Annotated in this window: 14 protein-coding genes; 9 read left to right on the top strand and 5 right to left on the bottom strand. The window is 74.2% G+C overall.

Translation table 11 applies throughout. From position 1 onward, the window contains the following. Positions 1–36: 36 nt before the first annotated feature. Positions 37–891, top strand: a complete 855-nt coding sequence (locus AC0VXQ_RS07230) for a PHP domain-containing protein (protein WP_055684455.1) — start codon at positions 37–39, stop codon at positions 889–891. A gap of 7 nt (positions 892–898) precedes the next feature. On the opposite strand, the gene AC0VXQ_RS07225 is transcribed toward AC0VXQ_RS07230, so the two are convergent. The 4 genes from AC0VXQ_RS07225 to AC0VXQ_RS07210 all read right to left on the bottom strand — a co-directional run bounded on the left by AC0VXQ_RS07225 (position 899) and on the right by AC0VXQ_RS07210 (position 5,319). Continuing rightward, the gene (locus AC0VXQ_RS07225; RefSeq protein WP_055684639.1) at positions 899–1,729 is read right to left on the bottom strand and encodes a DNA-methyltransferase; all 831 of its coding nucleotides are present in this window, start codon (positions 1,727–1,729) and stop codon (positions 899–901) included. Between the two features lie 59 nt (positions 1,730–1,788). Continuing rightward, positions 1,789–3,429, bottom strand: coding sequence for a DEAD/DEAH box helicase (locus tag AC0VXQ_RS07220; RefSeq protein WP_129357413.1), 1,641 nt, complete (start codon positions 3,427–3,429; stop codon positions 1,789–1,791). Between the two features lie 177 nt (positions 3,430–3,606). Beyond that, complete coding sequence (locus AC0VXQ_RS07215; RefSeq protein WP_055684453.1) at positions 3,607–3,840, bottom strand: DUF3107 domain-containing protein; 234 nt, start codon at positions 3,838–3,840, stop codon at positions 3,607–3,609. A gap of 171 nt (positions 3,841–4,011) precedes the next feature. Further along, on the bottom strand, positions 4,012–5,319 hold the full coding sequence (locus AC0VXQ_RS07210) for a glutamyl-tRNA reductase (protein WP_196826286.1): 1,308 nt from the start codon (positions 5,317–5,319) through the stop codon (positions 4,012–4,014). A 151-nt stretch (positions 5,320–5,470) separates the two neighbouring features. Here AC0VXQ_RS07210 and hemE point away from each other — a divergent pair, with 151 nt between their 5' ends. From hemE to hemL, 8 genes are all read left to right on the top strand, one after another. Continuing rightward, positions 5,471–6,643, top strand: a complete 1,173-nt coding sequence (gene hemE, locus AC0VXQ_RS07205; protein WP_475528138.1) for a uroporphyrinogen decarboxylase — start codon at positions 5,471–5,473, stop codon at positions 6,641–6,643. Further along, entirely contained in the window at positions 6,630–8,081 is a 1,452-nt protein-coding gene (locus tag AC0VXQ_RS07200) for a protoporphyrinogen/coproporphyrinogen oxidase (protein ID WP_475528136.1), read from the top strand. The genes hemE and AC0VXQ_RS07200 overlap by 14 nt, the downstream gene beginning before the upstream one ends. A 96-nt stretch (positions 8,082–8,177) precedes the next feature. After that, positions 8,178–8,951 (top strand): hydrogen peroxide-dependent heme synthase, encoded by a 774-nt coding sequence (hemQ, locus tag AC0VXQ_RS07195; protein WP_061225056.1) that lies wholly within the window; start codon positions 8,178–8,180, stop codon positions 8,949–8,951. Continuing rightward, positions 8,948–10,279: a ferrochelatase gene (locus AC0VXQ_RS07190; RefSeq protein WP_061225055.1), complete on the top strand. Its 1,332-nt coding sequence runs from the start codon at positions 8,948–8,950 to the stop codon at positions 10,277–10,279. The genes hemQ and AC0VXQ_RS07190 overlap by 4 nt, the downstream gene beginning before the upstream one ends. Next, entirely contained in the window at positions 10,276–11,433 is a 1,158-nt protein-coding gene (hemC, locus tag AC0VXQ_RS07185; protein ID WP_475528132.1) for a hydroxymethylbilane synthase, read from the top strand. The genes AC0VXQ_RS07190 and hemC overlap by 4 nt, the downstream gene beginning before the upstream one ends. Then, the gene (locus AC0VXQ_RS07180) at positions 11,430–12,314 is read left to right on the top strand and encodes a uroporphyrinogen-III synthase (protein ID WP_058731135.1); all 885 of its coding nucleotides are present in this window, start codon (positions 11,430–11,432) and stop codon (positions 12,312–12,314) included. The genes hemC and AC0VXQ_RS07180 overlap by 4 nt, the downstream gene beginning before the upstream one ends. A gap of 70 nt (positions 12,315–12,384) precedes the next feature. After that, complete coding sequence (gene hemB / locus AC0VXQ_RS07175; protein WP_174544409.1) at positions 12,385–13,425, top strand: porphobilinogen synthase; 1,041 nt, start codon at positions 12,385–12,387, stop codon at positions 13,423–13,425. 73 nt (positions 13,426–13,498) lie between these two features. Next, positions 13,499–14,839, top strand: a complete 1,341-nt coding sequence (gene hemL, locus AC0VXQ_RS07170; RefSeq protein ID WP_061225052.1) for a glutamate-1-semialdehyde 2,1-aminomutase — start codon at positions 13,499–13,501, stop codon at positions 14,837–14,839. Between the two features lie 110 nt (positions 14,840–14,949). Here hemL and AC0VXQ_RS07165 read toward each other — a convergent pair whose 3' ends face one another. Beyond that, positions 14,950–15,672, bottom strand: coding sequence for a 3'-5' exonuclease (locus tag AC0VXQ_RS07165; protein WP_196826290.1), 723 nt, complete (start codon positions 15,670–15,672; stop codon positions 14,950–14,952). Between the last annotated feature and the right edge of the window lie 68 nt (positions 15,673–15,740).

The raw sequence follows: 15,740 nt of genomic DNA, 5'->3' as shown, positions 1-15,740 counted from the left end.
CGCCGGTCAGCGGCGGGTCGGCGGTAGCCTGTGGCTGTGCGCATCGATCTGCATACCCACTCCACCGTCTCGGACGGCACCGAGAGCCCGGCCGAGCTGGTGCGCGCCGCGGCGGCCGCCGGCCTGGACGCCGTCGCCCTGACCGACCACGACTCCACCGCCGGCTGGGCCGAGGCCACAGAGCAGGCCGAGCGCTGCGGCATCGAGCTGGTTCCGGGCATGGAGGTGACCTGCCAGGATCCGCGCGGGATCTCCGTGCACCTGCTCAGCTACCTCCAGGACCCCCGGGATGAGGCGCTGCTGGGGGAGATCGAGCGGACCCGCCGGGCCCGCCGGGTCCGGGCCCGGCTCATGGTGGAGCTGCTGGCCGAGGACTACCCGATCACCTGGGATGACGTGCTGGCCCAGGCGGGCCGGGACGCCACGGTGGGCCGCCCGCACATCGCCGACGCCCTGGTGGCCGCAGGTGTCGCCCCGAACCGCTCGGCCGTGTTCGCCACGATCTTAGGCGGCGGTTCCCCGTACTACGTGCCGCACCGGGCCATCGACGCGGTGCGCGCGGTGCGGCTGGTGCGCGCGGCCGGCGGGGTGCCGGTCTTCGCCCACCCGGTGGCCAGCGCCCGCGGCCGCGTGGTGGGGGAGGAGACCTTCGAGGCGATGGTCGAGGAGGGGCTGGCCGGGGTGGAGGTGCACCACCGGGACAACCCGGAGGCGGGACGGCGCTGGCTGCTGGACTTAGCGGCCCGTCACGACCTGCTGGTCACCGGCTCCTCCGATTACCACGGGGAGGGCAAACCCAACCGGCTGGGGGAGAACACCACGGATCCGGAGGTGCTGGCGGCCATCCGGGAGATGGCGGGACGGAAACCGCTGAACCCGTCAGGAGGCTGAGCCGTGGTCACGGGCCGAGTCGGGCGGAATCGGGCTGGTCGAGGACCCGCGCGGCGGGCAGGCGCTCGGTCATGACGCGCACGGCCTCCTCGCTGCTGTCGATGCACACGTAGCGGCGCCCCAGCGACGCGGCCGCCGCCCCGAGCGTGCCGGAGCCGGCGAAGAAGTCCAGCACCCAGTCCCCGGGACGGGAGGAGGCCGCGACCATGCGGCGCACCAGCCCTACCGGCTTCTGTGTGGGATACCCCGTCTTCTCCTTCCCCGTGGGGGAGACGATGGTGTGCCACCACACGTCGGTGGGCATCTTGCCGCGCCGCGCCTTCTCCGGGGTCACCAGCCCCGGGGCCATGTACGGCTCCCGATCCACCTCCGCGGCGTCGAAGTGGTACGCCTTCGGGTCCTTGACGTACACCAGGATGTTGTCGTGCTTGGTGGGCCAGCGGCGTCGGGCCTTCGCCCCGTAGTCGTAGGCCCAGATGATCTCGTTCAGGAAGCACTCCCGGCCGAAGACCATGTCGCACATGACCTTCGCGTAGTGCACCTCCCGGTAATCCAGGTGCAGGTACAGGGTGCCGTCCGGGGCCAGCAGCTCCCAGGCCTGCTCCAGCCGGGGCAGCAGGAACCCCCAATAGTCCTCGAAGGCGTCGTCGTAGCGGGTCAGCCGCTGCAGCACCGAGGCGTAGCCGCGTCCCTTGAACCCCGTGCGGTCCGCGGCCTGCCCGTCTCGGGCCGGGGCCGTCGTCAGGGTGCGCCGCACCTGCGCCCGCCCCGTGTTGAACGGCGGATCCACGTAGATCATCGAGAAGGCGCCGCGCGGCAGCTGCGGCAGCACATCCATGTTCTCGGCCCGGACCACCAGGTCCGGGCCGTCAGCCTCGAGGAGCACGCGCGATCGGATCAGGCGCCCTGCGCGGACCCGGAGCCCCCGGTGCGCCGACGACGACGCCGCGGGCGGCCCTCGCCGGACTCGCCCGAGCCCGCCGTGTTGTCGCCGCCGCGCTGCTCGCGCGACTGACGGCCGGGGCGATCCTCGGAGCGCCGGGACCGGCCGGAACCACCCGAGCGGGGGCCGTGGGAGCGCCCGCCGTCGGACCGGGAACCGCCGGAGCGGCGTCCCCGGGAGGACCCGCCCTTCCCGGAGCGGGACTCGGGTCCGCCCAGGTCCTCCAGGCGCTCCGCCTCGAGCCCGGCGTGGGTGCGCTTGTCCTTCGGCAGGCGCCCCTTGGTGCCCTTCGGGATGCCCAGATCCGCGTACAGGTGCGGGGAGGATGAGTAGGTCTCCACCGGCTCCGGGACCCCCAGGTCCAGGGCCTTGTCGATCAGGGACCAGCGCGGCACATCCTCCCAGTCCACCAGGGTGATCGCGGTGCCCCGCTTGCCGGCCCGGCCGGTGCGCCCGATCCGGTGCAGGTAGGTCTTCTCATCCTCCGGGGCCTGGAAGTTGACCACGTGGGTCACGTCCGTGACGTCGATGCCGCGGGCAGCCACGTCGGTGGCCACCAGGATGTCCACCTTGTCGTTGCGGAAGGCGCGCAGGGCCTGCTCCCGGGCACCCTGGGACAGGTCCCCGTGGATGGCCCCGGCCGCGAATCCGCGGTCCACCAGCTCCCGGGCCAGCCGGTCCGCGGCCCGCTTGGTGCGGGTGAAGATGATGGTGCGGCCCCGGCCCTCGGCCTGCAGGGCCCGGGCGATCAGCTCGTCCTTGTCCATCGGGTGCGCCCGGTAGATCACCTGGGTGATGTCCTTCTTCGTCGCCCCCTCATCATCCGGGGAGGAGGCGCGGATGTGCATCGGATGGGACATGTACCGCCGGGCCATGCCGATCACCGGGCCCGGCATCGTCGCGGAGAACAGCATGGTCTGACGCTTGTCCGGCACGGCGGAGAGGATCCGCTCCACATCCGGCAGGAATCCCAGATCCAGCATCTCGTCGGCCTCATCCAGCACGACGGCGTGCACCTGGGAGAGGTTGAGGATCTTCTGCCGGTGCAGGTCGATCAGGCGCCCGGGGGTGCCCACGACCACCTCGACGCCGCGCTCGAGCTCCTCGATCTGCGGCTCGTAGGCCCGCCCGCCGTAGATCGTGGCCACGCGGGCGTTGCGGGTGCGGGCCGCGGCGGTCAGGTCCGACCCGACCTGCACGGCCAGCTCCCGGGTGGGCACCACGATCAGGGCCTGCGGGGCGCCGGGGCAGGTGAGCTTGTCCCAGCCGGCGTCGTCCCGACCGACGACCCGCTGCAGCACGGGCAGGCCGAAGCCGAGGGTCTTGCCGGTGCCGGTCTTGGCCTGCCCGATGATGTCCTGCCCGGACAGGGCCACCGGCAGGGTCAGGGACTGGATGGGGAAGGGGTGGGTGATGCCCTCGGCGGCGAGGGCCTCGCAGATGTCCTGGCGCACGCCGAAGTCCGCGAAGGTCTTCTCCGGCTCCGGGGCGGGGGTGGTGTCGGTCAGGGCCTGCTCGATGCTCGCGTCCGTGCTCGGCGCGGCCTCGGCGGCGGAGCCCTCGGGGCTAGGGTGCTCAGCGGTGTTCTGGCTCATGGATGAAAGGGGTCTCCCAGGGTCTCGTGATCGCCTCCACTGTACCGCGCGCCGCGCGCGGGCCTTCGCCTTCGGGAAGGGGCGGGCGGCGTCGGTGGCGGGGGCGTGGATGCGCGCACGGGGACCCGCACCGTCAGTGCGCGGGTCCCCGTGCGGGTGGTTTCGGCTGCGGGTTGCTCAGGCCTCGGAGAACGGGCCGAAGCCGATGTGGCGCTTGGTGTCCGCGCCGATCTCCACGTAGCCCAGGGCCTCCCCGGGCACCAGGGTCACGTTGCCCTTGGCGTCGGTCAGCTTCAACAGGGTCTTGTTCTCGATGGCCTCGGCCACCTGCCGGGAGATCTCCCCGGCGTTCTCGGAGCTCTCCAGGACGACCTCGCGGGCCACATCCTTGATGCCGATCTTGATCTCCATGTCTCCTCCAGTAGCTCGATGGCGGGCGGCTGGCACCGCAGGGCAACCGCCCGTGACTGCTCTCCCGGCCCAGGATACCGAGGCCCGCACCGTTGCCCGGCCGGGGTCCCGCGGGATTTCGCTGTGCGCGTCAGGGGCGCGCTGTCCCAGTGCGTTCAGCGGCGGGCCGCCTCAGGAGGCCTTGGACTCCGGCAGCCGGCCGGTGACCGGGCAGGACGCCTCGGCGTCGTCCTGCGACGCCGGGGCGGCCGGGACCTCGAGGTCGTACATCGCCTCGACGGCGGCCACGAACTCCCCGGCCCGGCCCTGCGCGGCCAGGCGGCGGGCGTTGACCATGGGCTGGTGCAGCAGGGAGCGCATCATCCGGCGCATCGCGAACTCCAGCTGGTCGGCCTGCGCCCCGCAGCCGTACTGGTGGCGGACCTTGGCCATCTCCTGCTCCAGCACGGCCATGGTGTGCTGGCGCAGCGCGACGATCGCGCCGTCCACGGAGCGCTCGCTGCGCTGCTCGGCGAACTCCCGCACGGAATCCTCGACGATCCGGCGGGCCGCCTGCACGGATTCCACGGTCTCCTCCGGGGCGGCCAGGCGCACCGACTCCAGGGTGATCAGCTCGACCCCCGGCACATCCGCGACGGATGGGTCGAAGTCCCGGGTCAGCGCCAAGTCCACGACCACGCGCGGGCCCTCCGGCATGACGGCCGCGGACAGCGGGGCGGAGCCGCCGCTGCAGCCGACGACCAGATCCGCCGCGGCCATCGCCTCGGGCAGCTGCTCGCGGGTGATGGGCGTGCCCCCGCGCTTGGCGGTGAACTCCGCGGCGCGCCCGGAGGCGGAGTAGACCCGGATCTCCCGGCATCCGCGGGCCGTCAGGGCCGCCATCGCGGCCCCGGCGTAGGCGCCGGTGCCGAAGACCAGCGCGCGGGTGTCCGCCCAGTCCTCGGTGGCCACGTCCTCGGCCAGGTCCAGGGCCACCGAGACGATCGAGCGGCCCCGCTCGCCGAGGGAGGTCTGTGTGCCCACCGCGCGGGCGGTGCGCGCGGCGGCCTCGAAGAGCCGGATCAGCTCGCCGGAGGCGGTGTGCTGCTCCCGGGCCGTACCCAGGGCGCGGCGGACCTGCCCGGCGATCTCCCGCTCCCCGACCACGGCGGACTCCAGCCCGGAGACCACGGTGAACAGGTGCTGGGGGACCTCCTGGCCGGTGTGCAGCTGGAAGGAATCGGCCACGAACTCCGGGTCCAGCCCCGAGGTGGCGGCGATGCTGCGGGTGATGTGGGCCAGGGACTCCTCCAGCTCCTGCTCGGAGCCGGAGGCCTCGGCGTACAGCTCGAGGCGGTTGCAGGTGGACAGGGCGACCATGCCCTGCAGGCCGCCGCCCTGCACCAGGGCAGGGGGCAACGCGCCGACGCCGGCCGAGAGGCGGGCGACGGTGTTCAGGTCCACGGTCCTGTGCGATGCGACGAGAGAGAAGGTAACCACGACTCGCTCATAATAACCACGCCGCTCCGCGGTCGGAGGGTGCGCGGAGACCGACGACACGCCGGGGTGTCGGATCCCACCCGCGAACCCGCCCGGGGATGACACCCTGTCGACAAAAGCGGGGGCGCTGGTTGGCACAATGGGAGGCACCATGCCTGAGACCTCTTCACCGCGCCCGACGGCGGGCCGGACCCTGCTCGGCGAGGAGCAGCTGGCGCTGCTGCCCGCCGAGCACCCCCTGCGCAGCCGCGGCGCCGCGGAATCCCCCATGATCCGGGCCATGACCGGACGGCGCCCCGGGCACCCGCCCGTGTGGTTCATGCGCCAGGCCGGACGCTCCCTGCCCGAGTACCGCCGGGCCCGCGAGGGCACCTCGATGCTCGAGGCCTGCCTGACCCCCGAGCTGGCCGCGGAGATCACCCTGCAGCCGGTGCGCCGACACGGGGTGGACGCCGCGATCTTCTTCTCCGACATCGTCGTGCCGCTGAAGGTGGCCGGGCTGGACGTGGACATCGTGCCCGGTCGCGGGCCCGTGATGGGCACCCCGTACCGGGACGCCGCCGCGATCCGGACCCTGCCCGAGGTGCCCGACTCCGCCTTCGACCCCGTGCGCGAGGCCGTGACCCGCACCGTCGAGCAGCTGGGGGACACCCCGCTGATCGGCTTCGCCGGCGCCCCCTTCACCGTGGCCGCCTACATGGTCGAGGGGGCGGCCTCCCGAGACCACCTGGCCCCGCGCACCACGATGCACGCGGACCCCGCCGCCTGGCGGGAGCTGGCCGCCTGGACCGCCGAGCTGTCCGGGCGGTTCCTGCGCGCCCAGGTGGAAGCCGGGGCCTCCGCGGTGCAGCTGTTCGACTCCTGGGCCGGCTCCCTGCCGCTGCGCGAGTACCGCGAGCACGTCCAGGAGCACTCGGCCGCGGCGCTGGCGGCGGTCGAGGCCTACGGGGTGCCGCGCGTGCACTTCGGCACCGGGACCTCCGAGCTGCTGGGGGCCATGCGCGAGGCCGGGGCCGACGTCGTCGGGGTGGACCACCGCCTGGACCTGGACGAGGCCGCGGCCCGGCTGGGCGGGGACCCGGTGCTGCAGGGCAACATCGACCCCGCGCTGCTGGGCGCCGGGTGGGAGCCGCTGCGCGAGCACACCCTGGACGTGCTGCGCCGCGGACGCGCCGCCCGCACCCACGTGGTCAACCTCGGCCACGGCGTGCCCCCGGAGACCGAGCCGGAGGTGCTCACCCGCCTGGTCCGGCTCATCCACGCCCAGCCGGCCCACGGCCCCGAGCAGGACCGGCCCGAGGGAGACGCGGATGCCCGCCGCTGAGTCCCGCGCCCGCCGTCCCCGCACCGCCCTCGTCATCGGCGGCGGCATCGCCGGGCTGGTGGCGGCCCGGGAGCTGGCCGCGCGCGGGTTGCGCACCACCGTGCTGGAGCGGCGCGAGCACTTCGGCGGCGTGGTGGCCGCCCACGAGCTGGCCGGACTGGTGCTGGACTCCGGCGCGGAGTCCTTCGCCACCCGCAACGACGCCGTGCCCGCCCTGCTGGGCGAGCTGGGCCTGGCCGAGCGCATCGTGCGCCCCCGCCCCACCGGATCCTGGCTGCACCTGCCCGCAGGCTCCGTGTCGATGCCCGCCTCCGGGATCCTCGGGATCCCCGGCAACCCGCTGGACCCCGCCCTGACCCCCGCCCTCGGCCGGTCCGGGCAGTACCGGGCGGGTCTGGATCGCCTCCTGCCCGCCCGCGTCGGCGCCCAGGAGCGCACCCTCGGCGGACTGGTGCGCGCCCGGATGGGCCGGGCCGTGGCCGAGAACCTCGTCGCCCCGGTGACCACCGGCATCCACTCCACCGATCCGGATGAGCTGGACGCGGACACCGTGGCCCCCGGTCTGCGCGCCGGGATCCGCGAGCACGGCAGCCTCGCCGCCTCCGCCGCCGCCCTGCGCGCCGCCTCCCCGGCCGGCAGCCAGGTCGCCGGGATCGAGGGCGGGATGAACCAGCTTTCCGAGGCCCTGGTGGCCGATCTGACCCGGCGCGGGGTGCGCCTGGTGGATGCCTGCGAGGTGCTGGCCCTGGACCGGGACGCCGGACACGGGCCCTGGATGGCCATCCGCCGCCAGCGCGGGGCCGGGGACCGCTCGGCCCTGCGCGCCGACGTCGTCGTGGTGGCCGCCGACGGCCCCACCGCGGTGCGGCTGCTGGGGCCCCACCTGCCGCCGGAGGCCGTGCCGGGGCTGGCGCCGGGGCCGCGGCTGGCGCTGGCCACCCTCGTGGTGCGCGCCCCCGCTCTGGACGACGCGCCCCGCGGCACCGGCGTCCTGGTCTCCGAGGCCGCCCGGGACGTGCGCGCCAAGGCGCTGACCCACGCCAACGCCAAATGGGCCTGGATCGACGAGCGCCTCGGGGAGTACCAGCACGTGCTGCGCCTGTCCTACGGGCGGGCCGGAGGAGCCGCGGGGGAGGAGGTGCGGCTGCCCGACGGGAAGCTGGCCGCCCTCGCCCTGCACGACGCCGCCCGGATCCTGGGGGTGCCCCTGAGCCGGGAGGACGTCCTCGGCGCGGACGTCGTCCGCTGGGACGGGGCCATGCCCAGCGTCCCGGCGGGACACCGGGCGCGGGCCGAGCGGTTCCGCAGCGCCCTGGCCGAGGTCGACGGGGCCGGCGCCGTCGGCGCGTGGCTGGCCGGCACCGGCCTGGCCTCGGTGGTCCCGGACGCCCGCCGCGCCGTCGCCGCCCTGGATCTGCCCGCACCCCGCGGGGGATGAGGCCCAGCGCACCCCGCCGCGAAGATCGCCGGCGCGCCGCCCGCATCACCGGCGCGCCCGCACGGAACGTAAGGAAAGGAAGGTCGAGCACCCGCCATGACCGAGCACACCGAACACCACAGCACCGAGCAGAACGGCTCCGAACAGCACGCCTCCGGGCACGCCCCGCAGGCCCACACTGCCCACGGCGCCGCGGAGGGCGATGACCGCCTGTACTACGCCCTGTACACCGTCTTCGCCCGCGACCCGCACCTGGGTGCCCCGGCCCCCGGGGACGAGGCCGCCGAGGAGCTGGAAGCGTTGGAGGCCGAGCTGGCCGCGGACGGGGTCACCGTGCGCGGACTCTACGACGTCTCCGCGATGCGCGATGACGCGGACGTGATGGTCTGGATCCACGGCGAGGCCCCCGAGGCCCTGCAGGCCGCGATCCGCCGCTACCGGCGCACCGCCGCCTTCGCCGGGACGAAGATCGTGTGGTCCACGATGGGCGTGCACCGCGACGCCGAGTTCACCCGCCGCCACGCCCCCAGCTTCGCCAAGGGGATCCCCCCGGAGCAGTGGGTGACCGTCTACCCGTTCGTGCGCAGCTGGGACTGGTACTACCGCAACCCCGGGCACCGGGCGGACATGATGAAGAACCACGGGCTGAAGGGCCGGGACTTCCCGCAGGTGCTGCCCAACACCATCGCGACCTTCGGGCTGAACGACTACGAGTGGGTGCTGGCCCTGGAGGCCCCGGAGCTGGTGGACCTGGTGGACATGATGCGCCACTTCCGCAACACCGAGGCCCGCCTGTACGTGCGCAAGGAGACCCCGTTCTACGCCGGCCGGCGGATCGATGCCGTCGAGGCCGTGGAGGTGCTGCGATGACCCTGACCGCCGCCGACATCCCCGCCGACCCGATCCCCAACCGCACCGATCCGGACAACACCGCCAGCCACGGCCCCGCCGAGCTGCGCGCGGGCGAGCAGTTCGTCTCCGAGCAGCGCCTGATCCGGCCCCGCGCCGAGGCGCCGGCGGCCTACGACGCCGTGATCCTCTCCTCCTTCGGCGGACCCGAGGGCCAGGAGGACGTCATCCCGTTCCTGCGCAACGTGACCCGCGGGCGCGGCATCCCGGATGAGCGCCTGGAGGAGGTCGCCACCCACTACCGCGCCAACGGCGGGATCAGCCCCATCAACCAGCAGAACCGGGAGCTGCTGGCCGCCCTGCGTCGGGAGCTGGCCGAGCGCGGACCCGACCTGCCCGTGTACTGGGCCAACCGCAACTGGGAGCCGTACGTCAACGACGTCGTGCAGCAGGCCTACGACGCCGGGCACCGGCGGCTGCTGGTGCTGGCCACCAGCGCCTACCCCGGGTACTCCTCCTGCCGCCAGTACCGCGAGGACTACGGGATGGCCCTGGAGGAGCTGGGCCTGGAGGGGAAGCTGCGCATCGACAAGCTGCGCCAGCACTACGACGCCCCCGGATTCATCGCCTCCTTCGCGGAGGGCCTGTCCGCGGGCCTGCGCGAGGTGCGCGAGAAGATCGCCGCCGCCGAGCATCCCGCCGCCGGCAACGGGCGCATCCGCATCGTGTTCTGCACCCACTCGGTGCCCACCACCGCGGCCGACGAGGCCGGGCCGCGGGCCGCGGACTACGAGGGCGGCTCCGCCTACGTGGAGAAGCACCTGCAGGCCGCCCGGGCCGTGCTGGGCTCCCTGGACCCGGCGGAGCTGGCCGAGTGCGACTGGGAGCTGGTCTACCAGTCCCGCTCCGGCTCCCCGTCCACCCCGTGGCTGGAGCCGGACGTCAACGACGCCCTGGAGAAGCTCGAAGGGCGCGTGGACGGCGTCGTGATGGTGCCGCTGGGCTTCGTCTCAGACCACATGGAGGTCAAATGGGACCTGGACACCGAGGCGATGGAGACCTGCCAGAAGCTGGGCATCCAGGCGGTGCGCACCCCCACCCCCGGCACCCACCCGGCCTACGTGGCCAGCCTGCGGGACCTGATCGCCGAGCGGGTGGCCCAGACCGCCCCCGCCGAGGACGCCGACGGGGTGCAGGCCGCCCGGGTCAGCGCCTGCGGCGGCAAGGGCTGGTTCGACGCCTGCAACCCGGAGTGCTGCAAGCCGGCCCGGGCCGCGCGGGTCAAGCCCGTGATCGCCGAGTACACCGGGGACGACGCCGAGCGGATCGCCCCCGCGGAGGACGTATGAGCCCCGAGGGTGCGGGAACGCCGCTGCGGGTGGGCACTCGCGGCTCGAAGCTGGCCACCACCCAGTCCCAGCAGGTCGCCGACCTCCTGGCGGCCCACGGGGTCCCGGCGCAGCTGTCCATCGTCACCACCACCGGGGACGTGACCTCCGGGCCGCTGGCCCAGATGGGCGGCACCGGGGTGTTCGCCGCGGCCCTGCGCCAGGAGCTGCTGACCGGCGGGGTGGATCTGGCGGTGCACTCCCTGAAGGACCTGCCCACCCAGGACGCCTTCGACGGCGCCCTGGCCCTGGCCCACCCCCCGCGGGAGGATCCGCGGGACGCGCTGGTGGCCCGGGACGGGCTCACCCTGGAGCAGCTGCCGGCCGGGGCGGTGATCGGCACCGGATCCCCGCGCCGGGCCGCCCAGATCCGGGCGCTGCGCCCGGAGTGCGCGATCGCGGACGTGCGCGGCAACGTGGGCACCCGGCTGTCCCGGGTCCGGGGGCTGGAGCACCACGGGGTCACGGACATCGGCGTCGGGCGGGAGACCCGCGGAGACCTGGACGCCGTCGTGCTGGCCGCCTCCGGGCTGGCCCGCCTGGGCTTATCCGCCGTGGTCACGGACTTCCTGGACCCGCACCGGGTGCTGCCGGCCGCGGGCCAGGGGTGCCTGGCCGTGGAGTACCGCACCGAGGACACCGCCCCCGAGGTGCTCACCGCCCTGCGCGCCCTGGAGGACTCGACCACCCGCGTGGCCGTGCGGGCCGAGCGGGCCCTGCTGCTGCGCCTGGAAGCCGGCTGCGCGGCACCGGTCGGAGCCTACGCCCAGCTGGAGACCGACGAGGCCGGGGCGCCCGTGCTCGTCCTGGAGGCCGTCGTGGCGGATCCGCGGGAATCTGGGTTGCAGAGCTCCGAGGGGCACAGCTCCGGGAAGCAGGGTCCCGAGATCCTGAGGGAGACCGCCCGCACCCCGCTGCCGGCGGGCTTCCCCGGGGTCGACGCCGCGACCGAGACCCCCGGCGCGAGGTCCGGGGAGGTCTCCGGTCGGGTTCCCGGGCCGGAGCCGCTGGAGCAGGCCGAGCGGGCCGCCGCCCGGCTGGGCACGGAGCTGGCCGAGACCCTGCTGGGCCGCGGCGCCGACCGGTACACGGGGGCGGAGGCGGGCCGGGCGTGAACCGCACCGACGCGGGGCGCACGAGCGCGGGTCGGGACGGCGTCGTGCTGGCCACCCGCACCCCGGACCGGGCGCGCGCCCTGGCCGAGGCCCTGCGCAAGCGCCGGCTGCGCCTGATCCTCAGCCCGCTGCGGGCCCCGCGTGCTCTGACCGAGCCCGAGCTGGACGCGCTGGACTCGGCCCTGGGCGGCGGTCCCTGGGAGGCCGCGACCTTCACCAGCGTCAACGGGCTGCGCGGGCTGCGCGCCGGGCTCGCCCGGCTGCACGCAGCGGGCCGGTCAGTCCACGCCGAGCCCGCCGCGCTGCTGGCCGGCACGCAAGTGCACTGCGTGGGCCGGGCCACCGCCGAGGAGGCCCGCGCCCAGGGGCTGACGCCTGCCGCCGAGACCGCGGCCGGCGAGGAGGAGCAGAGCGCTCGCGGGCTGCTGACCCGGCTGGGCCGCGCCGGGGCGCCGGGCAGCGTGCTGTGCGTGCACGGTCGGCCGCACCGGCCGGAGCTGGCCGACGGTCTGCGCGAGCTCGGGGCGGAGGTCACCGAGGCCGTCGCCTACGCCATGGCCGACTGGCCGGCCCCGGAACCCCTGGGCGGGCAGGCCCCGGGCGGCGCGGGGGAGGAGCGTCCCGCCGAGTCCGCCGCCCCGGCGCTGGATCGGCAGGCCACCGCCGAGGTCCTGCACGAGCGTGCCGCCGACGTCGTGCTGGTCACCTCCCCCCGGCAGCTGGAGGCCCTGCACTTTCTGGGCCCGCTGCCCGAGCCCGTGGTCTGCCTCGGGTCCACCACCGCCGCCCGGGCCCGGGAGCTCGGCCTGGCCGCCGTGACCGCCGTGAGCCCCGCCCCGGAGGACCTGGCCGAAGCCGCGCTGCGCGCCCGCTCCGGCTGAGTCGCCGCCACCCCGAACGCTTCCGAATGCATCCGAACCCATCCGAACTACCCGGGAGGAGACCCACCCCATGACCGAGCAGAACCCCCAGACCCCCGCCCGCACCCGCCTGGACCTGATCCGCAGGCCCCGGCGCCTGCGCACCAACCCCGCGATGCGCGACATCGTCGCCGAGACCCGCCTGCACCCGGAGGACATGATCCAGGTGCTGTTCGTGCGCGACGGCATCGACGCCCCGCAGGAGATCCCCTCGATGCCCGGTCAGCACCAGCACACCGTGGAATCCCTGGTGCGCGCCGTCGGCGAGGCCGTGGCCGCGGGCGTGCGCTGCATCGACCTGTTCGGGGTGCCCCTCGACGCGGACAAGGACGCCGAGGGCTCGGCCGCCTGGGCCGAGGACGGCATCCTGAACCGCGGCATCCGCGCCGTGCACGACGAGTTCGGCGACGACGTCGTGATCATGGCCGACACCTGCCTGGACGAGTTCACCTCCCACGGGCACTGCGGGCCGCTGACGCAGAACCGCTTCGGCACCACCGTCGTGGACAACGACGCCAGCGTGGCCGCCTACTGCCGGATGGCCGTCTCCCAGGCCCGGGCCGGGGCGCACGTGGTCAGCCCGTCGGGCATGATGGACGGGCAGATCGCCGCGATCCGGCAGGCCCTGGACGAGGAGGGCTTCGAGGAGGTCTCGATCATGGCGTACTCCGCGAAGTACGCCTCGGCCTTCTTCGGCCCGTTCCGCGACGCCGTCGGCTCCTCCCTGCAGGGGGACCGCAAGACCTACCAGCAGGATCCGGCCAACCGCCGCGAGTCCCTCCTGGAGACCCAGCTGGATCTGGAGGAGGGAGCCGATATGGTGATGGTCAAGCCGGCTATGGCCTACCTGGACGTGCTGCGGGAGGTCGCGGACTTCTCGTCCGTGCCGGTGGCGGCCTACCAGGTCTCCGGGGAGTACGCGATGATCGAGGCCGCGGCCGCCAACGGGTGGGTGGACCGCGAGCGGATCGTCCTGGAGGCCCTGACCGGGATCCGCCGGGCCGGGGCGGACCTGATCTTCACCTACTACGCCACGGAGGTCGCCGGCTGGCTGCGCGCCGGCCGCCGCTGATCTCCCGTCGTTTCCGCGCGCCGGGGAGGTCCCGGCGCGTCCGCACCATCGTCATCGTCTCGAAGGAGTCGTCATGAGCATCTCCGAGGATCTGTTCACCCGGTCCCGCCGCGTCATCCCCGGCGGGGTCAACTCGCCCGTGCGGGCCTTCAACTCCGTGGGCGGGGTGCCGCCGTTCATCGTGGAGGCGCAGGGCCCGTACGTCACGGACGCGGACGGCTTCGAGTACGTGGACCTGGTGGGCTCCTGGGGTCCGGCGCTGCTGGGCCACCGCCACCCGGCCGTGATCGACGCGGTGCACGCGGCGGCGGAGAACGGGCTGTCCTTCGGCGCCTCCACGGCCGGGGAGACGGAGCTGGCGGAGACCGTGGTGGAGCGGATCAACGCCGCGGCCGCCGGTGAGCCCGCGATCGAGCAGGTCCGGCTGGTCTCCACCGGCACCGAGGCCACGATGACGGCGATCCGCCTGGCCCGCGGGATCACCGGGCGGGACCTGATCATCAAGTTCGCCGGCTGCTACCACGGGCACGTGGACGCGCTGCTGTCCGAGGCCGGCTCCGGGGTGGCGACCCTGGCGATGCCGGGCTCGGCCGGGGTCACGGCGGCCACCGCCGCGGAGACCATCGTGCTGCCGTACAACGACCTGGACGCGGTGCGGAAGGCCTTCGCTGAGCACGCGGGGCAGATCGCCGCAGTGATCACCGAGGCCGCCCCCTGCAACATGGGCGTGGTGACTCCGGGGCCCGGGTTCAACGAGGGGCTGCGGGAGATCACCCGGGAGAACGGCGCCCTGATGATCTTCGACGAGGTGCTCACCGGGTTCCGCGCCTCCTCGGCCGGGTTCTGGGGGCTGACCAGCCCCGAGCAGGGCGGCTGGGCCCCGGACATCTTCACCTTCGGCAAGGTGATCGGCGGGGGCATGCCCATCGCCGCTCTGGCCGGACGTCGCGAGGTCATGGAGCAGCTGGCCCCGACCGGCCCGGTCTACCAGGCCGGCACCCTGTCCGGGAACCCGCTGTCCGTGGCCGCCGGGATCGCGACCCTGGACCACGCGGACGCGCAGGTGTACCGGACGGTGGACGCCCGCTCGCAGCAGCTGCGCCAGGCCCTGACCGAGGCGCTGACGGCCGCCGGAGTGGACCACTCCATCCAGACCGCGGGGAACATCTTCTCCCTGGCCTTCGGCACCGGGGAGCACGGGGTGCGCAACTACGCGGACATCAAGGCCTCGGAGTCCTGGCGCTACCCGGCCTTCTTCCACGCGATGCTCGACGCCGGGGTGTACCTGGCGCCCTCGCCCTTCGAGGCGTGGTTCCTCTCCGCCGCGCACGACGACGCCGCGATGGACCGCATCCTCTCCGCCCTGCCCGACGCCGTCCGCGCGGCGGCCGAGGCGCAACGGCCGGGGGAGTAGGGGGGGCACAGAGCCGAACGTCCGCCCCGAGCGGTGACGCCGACGTCGTCATCAACAGAAACACATGTTTCTGTCATGGGAAACGTCAAGGGGCCCGGCGGCGTCGTCGGCTACCGCTCCGAGCGACCCGGCCGCACCGGCCAGTCCCCGTTCACGGTGGCCTGCTTGCCGATCCGCTGGAAGTAGGCCTGCAGATCCGCGGCCTGCTCCTTCGCCCACTGCACCTGCTGCTCGTGCAGCCGCCCGGCCGGCATCGCCAGCTGGGGGAACTTCCGGGCCATCGCCGCTCCCAGCCGCTCGGTGGCCAGGCAGTCCGCGGCCGAGGTGTGCGCGTTCTTCAGCTCCACGCCGTACTCCTCGGTGAGCACGCCCAGGGTCCGCTTGCCCTTGTGGTACTTATCCGCCTGCTTGTTCAGCACCAGCGGATCCACCACCGGGAACGGCTCCAGCGGCGGCAGCTCGTGGCGCTCCAGCTCCCGGGCCAGCACCGTGAAGTCATAGGAGGCGTTGAAGGCGAACACCGGCACCCCGTCGGCGAACAGCCCGCCCAGGGCAGAGGCCAGCTCGTAGGTCACCTGCCGCACCGGGGCGCCGTGCTCCCGGGCGTGCTCCGTGGTGATGCCGTGCACCGCCGCGGCCTCCTCCGGGATCGGCACTCCCGGATCCGCCAGCCACTCCCCGTGGCGCAGCACCTCGCCGTCCGGGGCCACCAGGATCAGTGACGCGGTGACGATCCGCGCGGTCATGGGGTTGGGGCCGGTGGTCTCCAGGTCGAAGGTGGCCCGGGGAAGCTCGGTCCAGGGCCGCTGCTCGGTCGCGCCGTCGGTGCTCATGGGAATCACCGTACCCGGTCCGGCCCGCCGGGCCCGACGTCGCGGGGGTGCTTCGATCTGTCAGTCGC

The sequence above is a fragment of the Rothia sp. QJM3NY_36 genome (assembly GCF_056173115.1).
The sequence above is the reverse complement of the archived record's forward strand: the minus strand, read 5'-3'. Positions and strand labels throughout refer to the sequence as shown.

Bases quoted from the DNA above. Each gene is read 5' to 3' on its own strand.
- AC0VXQ_RS07225 (WP_055684639.1), bottom strand. From the start codon at position 1,729: ATGGATGTGCTGCCGCAGCTGCCGCGCGGCGCCTTCTCGATGATCTAC.
- AC0VXQ_RS07220 (WP_129357413.1), bottom strand. From the start codon at position 3,429: ATGAGCCAGAACACCGCTGAGCACCCTAGCCCCGAGGGCTCCGCCGCC.
- AC0VXQ_RS07215 (WP_055684453.1), bottom strand. From the start codon at position 3,840: ATGGAGATCAAGATCGGCATCAAGGATGTGGCCCGCGAGGTCGTCCTG.
- hemE (WP_475528138.1), top strand. From the start codon at position 5,471: ATGCCTGAGACCTCTTCACCGCGCCCGACGGCGGGCCGGACCCTGCTC.
- AC0VXQ_RS07200 (WP_475528136.1), top strand. From the start codon at position 6,630: ATGCCCGCCGCTGAGTCCCGCGCCCGCCGTCCCCGCACCGCCCTCGTC.
- hemQ (WP_061225056.1), top strand. From the start codon at position 8,178: ATGACCGAGCACACCGAACACCACAGCACCGAGCAGAACGGCTCCGAA.
- AC0VXQ_RS07190 (WP_061225055.1), top strand. From the start codon at position 8,948: ATGACCCTGACCGCCGCCGACATCCCCGCCGACCCGATCCCCAACCGC.
- hemC (WP_475528132.1), top strand. From the start codon at position 10,276: ATGAGCCCCGAGGGTGCGGGAACGCCGCTGCGGGTGGGCACTCGCGGC.
- hemB (WP_174544409.1), top strand. From the start codon at position 12,385: ATGACCGAGCAGAACCCCCAGACCCCCGCCCGCACCCGCCTGGACCTG.
- hemL (WP_061225052.1), top strand. From the start codon at position 13,499: ATGAGCATCTCCGAGGATCTGTTCACCCGGTCCCGCCGCGTCATCCCC.
- AC0VXQ_RS07165 (WP_196826290.1), bottom strand. From the start codon at position 15,672: ATGAGCACCGACGGCGCGACCGAGCAGCGGCCCTGGACCGAGCTTCCC.